The sequence below is a fragment of the Acidovorax sp. genome (assembly GCF_047607405.1).
Lineage (GTDB): Bacteria > Pseudomonadota > Gammaproteobacteria > Burkholderiales > Burkholderiaceae_C > Acidovorax.
The window spans coordinates 19,833-32,262 of the sequence record NZ_JASGDA010000092.1; the positions used below are offsets into that span (position 1 = coordinate 19,833).

The 12,430-nt window shown below is 69.5% G+C and carries 11 protein-coding genes; 1 reads left to right on the plus strand and 10 read right to left on the minus strand.

Annotated elements, in window-relative coordinates; genetic code table 11:
* Positions 1–38: 38 nt before the first annotated feature.
* The 7 genes from QM569_RS11195 to pgi all read right to left on the minus strand — a co-directional run bounded on the left by QM569_RS11195 (position 39) and on the right by pgi (position 6,486).
* Complete coding sequence (locus QM569_RS11195; protein ID WP_414987313.1) at positions 39–701, minus strand: aspartate/glutamate racemase family protein; 663 nt, start codon at positions 699–701, stop codon at positions 39–41.
* Between the two features lie 42 nt (positions 702–743).
* The gene (locus QM569_RS11200) at positions 744–1,760 is read right to left on the minus strand and encodes a porin (protein WP_414987314.1); all 1,017 of its coding nucleotides are present in this window, start codon (positions 1,758–1,760) and stop codon (positions 744–746) included.
* A gap of 93 nt (positions 1,761–1,853) precedes the next feature.
* Positions 1,854–2,624: an amino acid ABC transporter ATP-binding protein gene (locus QM569_RS11205; protein ID WP_414987315.1), complete on the minus strand. Its 771-nt coding sequence runs from the start codon at positions 2,622–2,624 to the stop codon at positions 1,854–1,856.
* A complete protein-coding gene (locus QM569_RS11210; protein ID WP_414987316.1) occupies positions 2,614–3,261 on the minus strand; it encodes an amino acid ABC transporter permease in 648 nt (215 codons plus the stop codon). The genes QM569_RS11205 and QM569_RS11210 overlap by 11 nt, the downstream gene beginning before the upstream one ends.
* A 4-nt stretch (positions 3,262–3,265) precedes the next feature.
* Positions 3,266–3,928, minus strand: a complete 663-nt coding sequence (locus tag QM569_RS11215; protein ID WP_414987317.1) for an amino acid ABC transporter permease — start codon at positions 3,926–3,928, stop codon at positions 3,266–3,268.
* A gap of 15 nt (positions 3,929–3,943) precedes the next feature.
* On the minus strand, positions 3,944–4,744 hold the full coding sequence (locus QM569_RS11220; protein ID WP_414987318.1) for a transporter substrate-binding domain-containing protein: 801 nt from the start codon (positions 4,742–4,744) through the stop codon (positions 3,944–3,946).
* A 188-nt stretch (positions 4,745–4,932) separates the two neighbouring features.
* On the minus strand, positions 4,933–6,486 hold the full coding sequence (gene pgi / locus QM569_RS11225) for a glucose-6-phosphate isomerase (RefSeq protein ID WP_414987319.1): 1,554 nt from the start codon (positions 6,484–6,486) through the stop codon (positions 4,933–4,935).
* A gap of 90 nt (positions 6,487–6,576) precedes the next feature.
* On the opposite strand from pgi, the gene zwf reads away from it, so the two are divergent.
* Positions 6,577–8,019: a glucose-6-phosphate dehydrogenase gene (zwf, locus tag QM569_RS11230; RefSeq protein WP_414987320.1), complete on the plus strand. Its 1,443-nt coding sequence runs from the start codon at positions 6,577–6,579 to the stop codon at positions 8,017–8,019.
* Between the two features lie 270 nt (positions 8,020–8,289).
* On the opposite strand, the gene tal is transcribed toward zwf, so the two are convergent.
* The 3 genes from tal to QM569_RS11245 all read right to left on the minus strand — a co-directional run.
* Complete coding sequence (gene tal, locus QM569_RS11235) at positions 8,290–9,237, minus strand: transaldolase (RefSeq protein WP_414987321.1); 948 nt, start codon at positions 9,235–9,237, stop codon at positions 8,290–8,292.
* A 7-nt stretch (positions 9,238–9,244) separates the two neighbouring features.
* The gene (locus QM569_RS11240) at positions 9,245–10,315 is read right to left on the minus strand and encodes an ABC transporter ATP-binding protein (RefSeq protein WP_414987323.1); all 1,071 of its coding nucleotides are present in this window, start codon (positions 10,313–10,315) and stop codon (positions 9,245–9,247) included.
* Between the two features lie 174 nt (positions 10,316–10,489).
* On the minus strand, positions 10,490–12,430 hold a 1,941-nt coding region (locus QM569_RS11245; protein ID WP_414987322.1), incomplete at its 5' end, for an ABC transporter permease.

The following is a 12,430-nucleotide window of genomic DNA, read 5'->3' on the forward strand; positions in this document are numbered from 1 at the left end:
AGCCAAATTGGCCTCCAGTGCTTATGCAGCAAGCGCAGTTAGCTATCATTTTTGATTCGTCTGAGCACATCGCGCGCGGCGCTGGCCAGCGGGGCGATGAGGGGCAGGGCGGTTTCGGCCTGCAGTGCGTGGGCCGCCTCGCCCAGCGGGCCGCCGCCAATGACCACGGCCTGCGCACCGTCGTGCGCGATGCAGGCATGCACGGCGTCTTTCAGCGCCTGGCGCAGCGCGGCGGGCCGCTCGGCCAGCGCGCGCGGGTCGCCGGGGGTGAGGCGGATGCCCGTGTACGCGGCGCTCAGGCCCAGCTCATCCACGCGCTCGCCGATCAGCCGCGCCAGGCCGGGCGTGACGGTGGCAATGCCGAAGCGCCGCCGCCCGCCTTGTGCCGCTTCGAGCAGCGAGGCCTCGCAGATGCCTGCCACGGGCACGCGGGCCTGCGCGCGGATGCCCGGCATGCCGGGGTCGCCGAAGGCGCTGACCACCACGCCAGCCCAGGGCTGGTGCGCATGGCGCTGCCATACGCGCTCGGCCTCGGCGGCGGCGCAGCGCATTTCGTCCTCGTTCACGATCATGGGCGCGCCAGCCTCTGCCGTGCGGCCCGTCACGGTGTAGCCAGGGGGCAGGTGGCGGGCCAGCAGGGCCGCCATCATCGCGGTGGTGGCCTCGGACGTGTTGGGGTTGATGAGCAGGATGTCGGGCATGCGGGCCGCGATTATCGGCCGCCCGCATGCCCCGCAGGCCCGTCAGAAGGCGTGGCGAATGCCCAGCGACACCACGTTCTGGTTGCGGCCCGCAGCGCCCGCGCCATAGAACTTCTCGGCCGCCGCGCCCTGGTTGCGCAGGGTGACCAGGTTGGCGAACAGCGCCGTGCGGCGCGACATCTGGTAGGTGCCCTGCAGCCGCACGAAGTACGAGTCGTCCGGGCTGTCGAGCAGGTCGCGGCGCACGTAGTCCAGCGTGAACTGCGTGATGGGCGTGGCGTTCCACACCAGGCCCAGGTCGTAGGCGCGCGCCTCGCGCTTGCCCAGCGTGGGCGCGTCGCTGCTGGCGGCGCCTGCGTGGATGCGCCAGTCGCCCAGCGTGTAGCTGGCGCCCAGGGCGCTCTGGCGGTCTTCCAGCCCGGTGGCGACGTTGCGGTAGCGGCGCACGGTGCCGCCCGCCTCGAACGGCCCGGCGACGTAGTTGACGGCGGCTTCCAGCGTCTGCCCCGTGGTCGTGTTGCGCGGCGTGGCCAGCAGGCGCACGGTGACGCCGCTCAGGTCGGGCGAGACGTATTTCACCGAGCCGTCCACTAGGTCGCTCACGTAGCCGAACTCGCCGAACTGGAACACCGCGTAGCCGCCGCCGATGAAGAAGCGGCCCAGCGCCGCGTCCTGCACGTTCCACTGCCGACCGAAGGTCAGCGTGCCCAGGCTGGCGCTCTTGAAGCCCACGAAGCTGCCCCGGTTCCAGAACTTGGTGGCGTGGGCCTGCGCGCCGCTGTCCAGCGCGATGGCCGATTCCAGCTCGAATATGGCGCTCAGGCCGCCGCCCAGGTCTTCGGTGCCGCGAAAGCCCAGGCGCGAATTGGTGACCTTGCTGTTGTTGAGCTGGCGTGCGTTGCCGACGGCGGGCGCCGCCAGCGTGCCGCCGTTGTAGCCGCTGATGCTCAACAGTTCGAGCGAGGCCAGCCCGTACAGGGTGACGGAGCTTTGCTGTGCCTGCGTGGCGCCGCTCAGGCAGGCGAGCAGTGCGGCAGCGCAGAGGGTGGTTTTCTTCATGGCGTTTCCTTGGAGTGGATGAAAAATGGCGTGAGTCGGCTCTGGCCGGGGTGCTGGCACCCTTGCCGGAGACGGGGAGATCAAAGCGAAAACTCAGTCGTGCAGCGACGACAGGAACTGCCGCAGCTCGGGCGTGCGCGGGTTGCCGAACACGTCGGCGGGCGGCCCGATCTCGTGTACGCGGCCCTGGTGCATGAAGATCACGCGGTCGCTCACCTTGCGGGCGAAAGCCATCTCGTGCGTGACCATCAGCAGCGTCATGCCCTCGGCGGCCAGGCTTTCGACCACGCGCAGCACCTCGCCCACGAGTTCGGGGTCCAGCGCGCTGGTGATCTCGTCGCACAGCAGCACGGCGGGCTCCATGGCCAGCGCGCGGGCGATGGCCACGCGCTGCTGCTGGCCGCCCGAGAGCTGCTCGGGCATGGCGTCGAACTTCTCGGCCAGGCCCACGCGCGCGAGCAGGCGGCGCGCCTGGGCCTCGGCGTCGGCCTTGCGCGTCTTCTTGACCAGCGTGGGCGCGAGCATCACGTTGCGCCCCACCGTGAGGTGCGGAAACAGGTTGAAGCTCTGGAAGATCATGCCCACGCGCTGGCGCAGCGCGCGCATGGCCAGGGGGCTGTCGTGCAGCAGGGGCTTGCCGTCCACGGTGAGCGCGCCGTCCTGGAAGGTCTCCAGCCCGTTGATGCAGCGCAGCAGCGTGCTCTTGCCCGAGCCGCTCTTGCCGATGATGGCGACCACCTCGCCGGGCGCCACCTGCAGGTCGATGCCCTTGAGCACCTCGTTGGCGCCGTAGGACTTGCGCAGCGCGGTGATCTGCACGATGGCGCGCGCGGCGGGGGTGGTGGTGGGGGCTTCATCGGCCATGCAGTTTTCTCTCCAGGTGGCGCGCATACAGGCTCACGGGGAAGCACAGCGCGAAGTACAGCAGCGCCACGCAGGCGAACACGGTAAAGGGCTGGTAGGTGGTGTTGGAGATCATGCTGCCCGCCTTGGTCAGCTCCACGAAGCCGATGACCGAGGCCAGCGCCGTGCCCTTGACCACCTGCACCAAGAAACCCACCGTGGGCGCGATGGCGATGCGCACGGCCTGCGGCAGGATGACGTGGCGCATCTGCTCGGCGAACGACAGCGCCAGGCTGCCCGAGGCCTCCCACTGCCCCTTGGGAATGGCGGCCACGCAGCCGCGCCAGATTTCGGCCAGGAAGGCGCTGGTGTAGAGCGTGAGGGCCACGCTGGCCGCCGTCCAGGCCGACACGTTGAGCCCCAGCAGCGCGAGCCCGAAGTACGCCAGAAAGAGCTGCATGAGCAGCGGCGTGCCCTGAAAGAGCTGCACGTAGCCCGCCACCAGCCGCTGCGCCACGCGCCCGCCCGCCAGGCGCGCCAGCAGCAGCGCCAGCCCCACCAGCCCGCCGCCGACGAAGGCGATGAGCGAGAGCGCCACCGTCCAGCGCGCGGCCAGCAGCAGGTTGCGCACGATGTCCCAGAGCGTGAAGTCGGTCATGGCGTCACTTCCCGAACACCAGGCGCGGGCCGGCCCAGTTCAGCAGGCGGCGCAGCGCGACGGCCAGCAGCAGGTACAGCGCGGTGGCGACGATGAAGGACTCGAACGCGCGGAAGTTGCGGCTCTGGATCAGGTTGGCGGCGTAGCTCAGATCCTGCACCGATATCTGGCTGCACACGGCCGAGCCGAGCATGACGATGATGATCTGGCTGACCATGGCGGGCCAGACCTTGAGCAGCGCCGGGGGCAGCACCACGCGCGCGAACACCTGCACGCGCGACAGCGCCAGGCTCTGCGCCGCCTCGATCTGGCCGCGCGGCGTGGCCTCGATGCCCGCGCGCACGATCTCGGTGGCGTAGGCGCCCAGGTTGAGCACCATGGCGATGAGCGAGGCCACCTCGGGGCTCAGCTTGAAGCCCACTGCGGGCAGCCCGAAGAAGATGAAGAACAGCTGCACGATGAAGGGCGTGTTGCGGATCAGCTCCACGTAGGCACCCACGGGCCAGCGCAGCCACGCCGGGCCACTGGCGCGCGCCCAGGCGCACAGTACGCCCACCACCAGCCCCGCGACGGTGGCGATGGCGGTGAGCGCCAGCGTCCACGCCACGCCCGTGGCCAGCAGCGGCCACTGCGACAGCACGGCGCCGAAGTCGAAGGCGATGCGCATGGGCGGCAACAGCGGTCAGAGCGGCAAGTCGCCCGCCGGGCGGCCGAGCCACTTCTGCGACAGCTTGTCCAGCGTGCCATCGGCCTTGGCGGCGGCGATGATCTCGTTGACCTTGGCGCGCAGCGCATCCTCGCCCTTGGCCAGGCCGATGTAGCAGGGGCTGTCCTTGAGCAGCAGCTTGTACTCGGCCTGCAGTTGCGGGTTCTTGTACATCATGGTGCCCGCCACCGAGGCGCTGGTGGCCACGAGCTGCGTCTGGCCCGCGACGAAGGCGGCGATGGTGGCGTTGTTGTCCTCGAAGCGCTTCACGTCCACCGAGGGCGGGGCGACCTTGGCCAATTCCTGGTCTTCCATCGCGCCGCGCGTCACCGCCACGGTCTTGCCCGCCAGGTCGGCCCAGGTCTTGACGCTGACCGCCTTGGGACCGAACACGGCCTGGAAGAACGGCGCGTAGGCGGCGCTGAAGTCGATGACCTTCTCGCGCTCGGCGTTCTTGCCCAGCGTGGAGATGACCAGGTCGGCCTTGCCCGTCTGCAGGTAGGGAATGCGGTTGGCGCTGGTCACGGGAATCAGCTCCACCTTCACGCCCATCTTGGCGGCCAGCAGCTCGGCCATGGCGATGTCCAGCCCTTGCGGCTTCAGGTCGGTGCCCACGAAGCCGTAGGGCGGGTAGTCGGTGGGAATGGCAACCCTGAGCAGCTTGGACTTCAGGACGCCGTCGAGCGCCGATTGCGCGGCGGCGGGCAGCGCGGCGCAGGCCAGGCTGGCGGCGGCCAGCAGTCCAAGGGCAAGGCGGCGGGTGGGGGTGGATGGCATGGCGGATCTCCGGTAGTGAGTTGTTACCCCTGTTCAGCACGAAGCATGCCCGGCGCATGCACCACTTTGGCGCAGGCCAAAAAAAAGGGGCTTTCGGATGGAAGCCTCCTTTGCATGACCGGCGCCTGGGCGCGGCATCGCGGCATTACGGGGTGGATTCACCCTTGCTCACAAAGGCCCGGCAGCACTCATTTTTGAGTGATTTTGCGCAACAGACCCGCTGTGGACGCATCCAGCCCCGCAACGTCCTCGGTGCCCAGCCGTGACTCCAGGTCCCTGGCGAGCGCCTTGCCCAGCTCCACGCCCCACTGGTCGAAGCTGTTGATGCCCCACAGGCTGCCGCTCACGAACACGCGGTGTTCCTGCAGCGCGACGAGCGCACCCAGCGACGCGGGCGTGAGGGCGTCCAGCAGCAAGAAGGTGCTGGGCCGGTTGCCCGGAAAGTGGCGGTGCCCGTCGCCGTCGGCCTTGCCCGCCATCAGCGCCTGGGCCTGCGCCAGTGCGTTGGCGAGCAGCATCTGGTGGTGGCCCGGCAGGGGGTGCGCGGCGCGGCGCACGGCGATGATCTCCAGCGGCAGCACGTCCGCGCCCTGGTGCAGCATCTGGAAGAAGGCGTGCTGGCCGTTGGAGCCCGGCTCGCCCCACAGCACGGGCGATGTGGCGTAGGGCAGCGGCTGGCCGTCCAGCCCCACGCGCTTGCCGTTGCTCTCCATCTCCAACTGCTGCAGGTAGGCGGGCAGGCGGCGCAGCGCCGCGTGGTAGGGCGCGATGCAGCGGCTGCCGAAGCCGTGGAAGTTCCGGTACCACACGTCCAGCAGGCCCAGCCGCACGGGCAGGTTCTGCGCCAGCGGCGCGGCGCGAAAGTGCTCGTCCATGGCATGCGCGCCCGCGAGCAGGTCGCGAAAGCCTGCAGCGCCGATGGAGATTGCCAGCGGCAGGCCGATGGCCGACCACAGCGAGTAGCGCCCGCCCACCCAGTCCCAGAAACCGAAGGTGGTGGTGATGCCCAGGGCCTGGGCCGCCTCGACGTTGGCGGTCAGCGCCACGAAATGGCGGGCCACGTCGCGGCCGCCCTGCTGCGCGAACCACGCCAGCGCCGAGCGGGCGTTGACCATGGTCTCGACCGTGGTGAAGGTCTTGGACGCGATGAGGAACAGCGTGCGCTCGGGCCGAAGCTGCCGGAGCACGCCGTGCAGCTCGTGCCCGTCCACGTTGGAGACGAAGTGAAAGCGCTTGCCCGGCGCGCGGAACTCCTCCAGCGCCAGGGTGGCCATGTGCGGCCCCAGGTCCGAGCCGCCGATGCCGATGTGTACCACGTCGGTGATCGCGCCATCGGCACGCACGGCCTCGGCATAGGCCAGCATGGCATCGAGCGTGGCGTGTACCTGCGCCAGGCGGCTGGCGATGCTGGCATCGTCCCCCGGCAGCGCCAGGCCCGGCGGGCGGCGCAGCAGGGTGTGCAGCACGGCGCGGCCCTCGGTGGTGTTGATGGGCTGGCCGGCGAACATCGCGTCGCGCCGCGCCGGTAGTTCGCAGCTGCGGGCCAGGCCGAGCAGCAGGCTCTCGGTGGCTGCGTCCCAGAGGTTCTTGGACAGGTCGGCGAACACGTGGGGCGCCTGCTGGCTGAAATGCTCGAAGCGCCGCGCATCCTGCGCGAAGGCTCGGCGCAGGTCGAGGGGCTGGCCTGAAAACGCGGCCTGCAGCAAAGGCCATTCAGGGGCCTGGTCGCAACGGAATGGCATGGGCGGAAATTGTAATTTGATTACCTGATTGATCGCGCGGCCCATGTAACGAGATCACAATCGACGGCGGTGCCACGGAGATTCTTCACCATGCGTTTTGACCTCGTTCTGTTTGGCGGCACGGGCGACCTGGCCTGGCGCAAGCTCATGCCCGCGCTGTTCCAGGCGTTCCGCCACGGAACGCTGCCCGAGGGGGGCCGCATCATCGCCGTGGCGCGCGACGACCTGGGCCACGAACAATACCGCGCCCTGATCCGCGAGCGCTTCGACGGCGTGGAACTGGCCAAGCGCCCCACGCCCGACGAGTTCGAGCGCTTCGGCGCGCTGCTGCACTACCTGCGCATGGACCTGTCGCAGCCGCCGCACTACACGCGACTGGCGGCCCTGCTGAACGAGCGCGGCGCCGACACGGTGGTGATGTACCTGGCCACCGCGCCCAGCCTGTTCACCAGCGTGTGCGAGCAAATCGCCGCCGTGGGCCTGAACGGCCCGCAGACGCGCGTGGTGCTCGAAAAACCCCTGGGCCACGACCTCCAGTCCCACCAGGCCATCAACGACACGCTGCGCCGCGTGCTGCGCGAGGAGCAGGTGTTCCGCATCGACCACTACCTGGGCAAGCCCTCGGTGCAGAACCTGTTCGCCCTGCGCTTCGGCAACGCGCTGTTCGAGCCGCTGTGGCGGCGCGAGACGATTGCCAACATCCAGATCACCATCGCCGAAGCGCTGGGCGTGGAAGCGCGCGGCGCCTTCTACGACCAGACCGGCGCGCTGCGCGACATGGTGCAGAACCACGCGCTGCAGCTGCTGTGCGCCATCGGCATGGAGCCGCCGATCAACAGCAGCGCCAACGCCATCCGCGACGAGAAGCTCAAGGTGCTGCAGTCGCTCAAACCCTGGAGCCCGGACACCATCGGCCAGCACGTGGTGCGCGGGCAGTACGCGGCGGGCCATGGCCTGCCGGGCTACACGCAGGAAAAAGGCGTGGCCCCCGGCAGCGCCACCGAGACCTTCATGGCACTGCGCACCGAGATCGGCAACTGGCGCTGGGCGGGCGTGCCCTTCTACATCCGCACCGGCAAGCGGCTGGCGGCGCGCGATGCGCACATCGTGGTGAACTTCCGCCCGGTGCCGCACCCCATCTTCCGCATGCCTTCGGGCGCGGCCAACCGCCTCGTCATCCACCTGCAGCCCCGGGACGGGCTGGAGCTGCACCTGCTGGCCCAGGGCGCCGCGCAGCAACGGACGGAGCCCGCGCTGTCGCCCGCGCAGCTGAACCTGGACTTCGACCAGCGCTTCGGCACCGAGCGCGTGGGCGCCTACGAACGGCTGCTGCTGGACGTGATCGCAGGCCGCCTGAACCTGTTCGTGCGCAGCGACGAACAAGAAGAAGCCTGGCGCTGGGTCGAGCCCATCCTGCAGCACTGGAAGAACGACCCGGCGGGCCCGCGCCCCTACGCGGCAGGAAGCTGGGGGCCAAGCGCGGCCAGCGCCATGATCGCGCGCGATGGGTTCTGCTGGAGCGAAGAAATGTAGGGGCATCCCCCTGAGTCGCTTCGCGCCTTCCCCCTTCTCTCGAATCGCTGCGCAATTCGGGAAGGGAGACGCAGCCAGTGCGGCGGGGCGGCCCTTGCACCGCTGCCACTGGCTGGGGCCGCGCTCGTTTTACGGATGTTGGACGATGTCCAGCGCCCCTGACGCCCCATACGGCGCGGGCGTAGCGCTCGTGTCGATGACCCAGCAGGGTATGGCAAAAACAGGCCCTATCGCTTATCCAGCAAGCACTGTCAGCTATGTTTTCAATAGCTATTCGGCTTCAATGAGCTTTTCCAGCTTGACCGCATCCGCCGCGAACGCGCGGATGCCCTCGGCCAGTTTTTCCGTCGCCATGGCGTCGTCGTTGAGCGCGTAGCGAAAGCCCGCCTCGTCGTAGTTCACGGCGGGCAGGTCCATGGCCTTGGCGGCCTGGGCGTTCAGCGCGGGCGTGAGCGGCGCGTCGCTGGCGGCGAGCTGGGCCAGCAGTTCGGGGGCGATGGTCAGCAGGTCGCAGCCCGCCAGCGCCGTGATCTGGCCCACGTTGCGAAAGCTCGCGCCCATGACTTCGGTGGCGATGCCGAAATGCTTGTAGTGGTGGTAGATCTGCGCCACGGACTGCACGCCGGGGTCGTTGGCGCCCGCGCGCGCGGCCTCGTCCCAGGTGCTGCCCGCCTGTTTCTTGTACCAGTCGTAGATGCGGCCCACGAAGGGCGAGATGAGCTGCACCTTGGCCTGCCCGCAGGCCACGGCCTGCGCGAACGAGAACAGCAGCGTGAGGTTGGTGCGGATGCCGCGCTGCTCCAGCTTCTCGGCGGCCTGGATGCCTTCCCACGTGGCGGCGATCTTGATGAGCACGCGGTCGGTGGCTATGCCCTCGGCCTGGTACAGCTCGATGATGCGCTCGGCCCGCGTGACGGTGGCGTTGGCGTCGAAGCTCAGGCGCGCATCCACCTCGGTGGAGACGCGGCCCGGGATGGTCGCCAATATTTCGCGGCCGAAGCGCACGAGCAGGCGGTCGATGATCTCGTCCATGGCCCGGCCCCGAAAGCACGCCACCGTCTCGCGCAGCAGCGGCGCGTACTCGGGCTTTTGCACGGCCTTGAGGATCAGCGACGGGTTGGTGGTGGCGTCCCGGGGCTGGAACTGCGCCAGTTGCCTGAAGTCGCCGGTGTCGGCGACCACGGTGGTGAACTGTTTGAGGGCTTCGAGTTGGTTCATGGCGCCATTATTCTGCAAGGCCCTCGGCAGCAATTACCGATACGCCGTGCGCGCCCAGGCCCAGCAGCACCGGATCGCCCACGGCGGGCACGTTCTCCAGGTCCGACGAGACGACGAAGATGCTGCCCAGCTCCGTCTCCAGCGTGAACTCGTACACGGCGCCCAGGTAGGCGGCCTTGCGCAGCGTGGCGGGCAGCAGGCCCTGGCCCTGGCGGTGGATGCTCCACGCCTCGGGCCGCACGGCCACCTTCACCGGCCCGGCGGCGGGCGCCATGCGCGGGCGCAGCGTCAGCGGGCCGAGCTGCACCGTGCCGTCGCCCCGGGCCGTGCCGGGGAACAGCAGGGCCTCGCCCATGAAACCCGCCACGAACTCGCTGCGCGGCGCTTCGTACAGCTCGCGCGGCGAGCCGCTCTGCGCGATCAGGCCCTGGTGCATCACGATGATCTGGTCGCTGACCGCCATGGCCTCGGCCTGGTCGTGCGTGACGTAGGCCACGGTGAGCGACAGGCGCTGCTGCAGCGCGCGGATCTCCTCGCGCATCTCGCGGCGCAGGCGCGCGTCCAGGTTGGACAGGGGTTCGTCGAACAGCAGCACCTCGGGCTCCAGCACCAGGGCGCGGGCCAGCGCCACGCGCTGCTGCTGGCCGCCCGAGAGTTCGCTGGGCAGCCGGTCGTCGAAGCCCACCAGGCCCACGCCGCGCAGCGCTTCCACGGCCTTGGCGCGCGCCGCGTCCTTGGGCTGGCCGGACATGCGCAGGCCGTACATCACGTTCTCGGCCACGCTCATGTGCGGGAACAGCGCGTAGCTCTGGAACATCATGCTCACGTTGCGCTGCGCCGGGCCGAGCGTGGTCACGTCGCGCCCGCCGATGAGGATCTGGCCCGCAGTGGGCGACTCCAGCCCCGCGATCATGCGCAGCGTGGTGGTCTTGCCGCAGCCCGAGGGGCCGAGGATGGTGGTGAGCGTGCCGCGCGGCACGGTGAAGCTGATGCCCTTGACGGCCAGCGGCGCATTGCCGCCCGTGCCGTAGCGCTTGGTGATGTTGCGGAACTCGATGCCCGCGCCGCTGTGGTTCATGGTCGTCATTTCGGTTTTCCCTTGCGCTGCGCGCCACCCAAAGCGCATGAAACCGGCGCGGCCCCGAAACGGGCAGCCGCGCAAGGGCCGCCCCGCCGCGCTGGCTGCGTCCCCCCTCCCACGCGAAGCGTGAGAGAGGGGGGAAGGCGCGCAGCGACTCAGGGGGGTGTTGTTTCATTTGCGGCGGCCCAGCTTGCGCTCGCCCACCAGGAGTTGGATCAGGCCGATGGCCGCCGCCATCAGCACGATGAGCACCGTGCAGTACGCCAGCGCCACGCCGTAGTCGCCGTTGCCCACGCGGCCGATGATGTAGGTGGTGGCCAGCTCGTTCTCGGCCGTGACGAGGAAGATCACCGCGCTCACCGTGGTGATGGCGCGCACGAAGCTATAGACCAGCGCCGCCACCAGCGCGGGCTTGAGCAGCGGCAGCACCACGTGGCGCAGCGTCTGCACGCTGCCCGCGCGCAGCATGGCCGAGGCTTCGTCCAGCGAGCGGTCGAGCTGCTTGAACGCCGCCGTGCCCGCGCGCACGCCCACCGGCAGGTTGCGGAACATGAAGCACAGCACGATGATGAGCGCCGTGCCCGTCAGCTCGAACGGCGGCACGTTGAAGGCCAGGATGTAGCTCACCCCCAGCACCGTGCCCGGGATGGCGAAGGCCAGCAGCGCCGAGAACTCGAACGCGCCCTGCCCCCGGAACTCGGTGCGCGCCAGCAGCCACGCGATGGCAATGCCCAGCAGCGCCGTGAGCGGCGCCGAGATGGCCGCGAGCTGGATGGTGGTGAAGAACGAGTTCCACGCCGTGCCCGCCCACACGATGCCGAACTCGCCCCACTGCACGTCGAACGCTGTGCGAAAGTGCTGCAGCGTAAGCGTGTAGTCGCGCCCCCACACCTGCACGAAGCCGCCCGACACCGCGAACAGATAGACGATGAGCGTGAACGCCATCCACGGCAGCGCCACCGCATGTACCACGCGGCGCACGCCGGGCGGCAGCGGCATGGCGATGCCCGCGTCGCCCTTGCCCGACACGGTGGTGAAGCTCTGCCGGCCCAGCAGCCCGCGCTGGATGGCGAACACCGTGAGCGCGAAGAAGGTCAGGATCCACGCCAGCGACGCGGCGCGCCCCTGGTCGTACTGCGCGCCCACGATGGCGAAGAAGATCTCGGTGGACAGCACCGAGAACTGCCCGCCCACCACGACGGGGTTGCCGAAGTCGGCCATGCTTTCGATGAAGCCCACCAGGAAGGCGTTGGCCAGGCCCGGCTTGAGCAGCGGCAGCGTCACCGTCATGAAGGTCTGCCGGGGGCTGGCGCGCAGGGTCTGCGCCGCTTCTTCCAGGCTGGGCGCCACGCCCTGCACCACGCCGCGCATGATCATGAAGGCGATGGGCGTGAAGGCAAAGGTCTGCGCCACCCACACGCCCAGCCAGCCGTAGAACCAGCGCGAGGGCGTGATGCCGAAGGCGTATTCCAGGAACTGGTTGAACACGCCCGCCCGACCAAACAACAAGATGAGGCCCAGCCCCACCACGAACGGCGGCGTGATGATGGGCAGCAGCGCCACGATGTTGAGCGGCCTTGCATACCGGTGCGAGGCGCGCTCGGCCATCAGCGCCATGAAGGTGCCCAGCAGCGTGGTGCTGGTGGCCGTCATCAGCCCGATGAACAGCGTGTTCCAGGCCACGCCGCAGCGCTGGCCGCCGGACAGGCAGGCCAGGCTGAAGTTGCGCTCGTGCGCGATGCGCTCCCACGCCACGCCCAGCGAGAACGGCCCGTCGTCCAGAAAGAACGCGGTCGACAGCGCCTTGAGCACCGGGAACACGATGAACAGCGCGAGCAGGCTGCCGCAGCCGATGACTGCGGACGCCACGAACAGATCGCCCTTGAAGAAGCCGCGCCGCGCGACGCCGAACGCCAGCAGCACCAGCAGCGCCGACAGCGCCACGAAGCCGCCCCAGCCCATGCCCGGCTGGCGCGCCGCCAACTCGCCCCAGGCGGCGTTCATCCAGTCATGCGACCAGCCGTGCGCGCCGATGGCGAAGCCGCTCGCCAGCAGCCCGGCCAGCCCCAGCGCGCCGCCCGCCGCCAGCACCGCGCCCTGGCGGCGCCCGGC

What these genes read in the sequence shown, in the direction of transcription:
- QM569_RS11195 (WP_414987313.1), bottom strand. Translation starts at nt 701, where the DNA reads ATGCCCGACATCCTGCTCATCAACCCCAACACGTCCGAGGCCACCACC.
- QM569_RS11200 (WP_414987314.1), bottom strand. Translation starts at nt 1,760, where the DNA reads ATGAAGAAAACCACCCTCTGCGCTGCCGCACTGCTCGCCTGCCTGAGC.
- QM569_RS11205 (WP_414987315.1), bottom strand. Translation starts at nt 2,624, where the DNA reads ATGGCCGATGAAGCCCCCACCACCACCCCCGCCGCGCGCGCCATCGTG.
- QM569_RS11210 (WP_414987316.1), bottom strand. Translation starts at nt 3,261, where the DNA reads ATGACCGACTTCACGCTCTGGGACATCGTGCGCAACCTGCTGCTGGCC.
- QM569_RS11215 (WP_414987317.1), bottom strand. Translation starts at nt 3,928, where the DNA reads ATGCGCATCGCCTTCGACTTCGGCGCCGTGCTGTCGCAGTGGCCGCTG.
- QM569_RS11220 (WP_414987318.1), bottom strand. Translation starts at nt 4,744, where the DNA reads ATGCCATCCACCCCCACCCGCCGCCTTGCCCTTGGACTGCTGGCCGCC.
- pgi (WP_414987319.1), bottom strand. Translation starts at nt 6,486, where the DNA reads ATGCCATTCCGTTGCGACCAGGCCCCTGAATGGCCTTTGCTGCAGGCC.
- zwf (WP_414987320.1), top strand. Translation starts at nt 6,577, where the DNA reads ATGCGTTTTGACCTCGTTCTGTTTGGCGGCACGGGCGACCTGGCCTGG.
- tal (WP_414987321.1), bottom strand. Translation starts at nt 9,237, where the DNA reads ATGAACCAACTCGAAGCCCTCAAACAGTTCACCACCGTGGTCGCCGAC.
- QM569_RS11240 (WP_414987323.1), bottom strand. Translation starts at nt 10,315, where the DNA reads ATGAACCACAGCGGCGCGGGCATCGAGTTCCGCAACATCACCAAGCGC.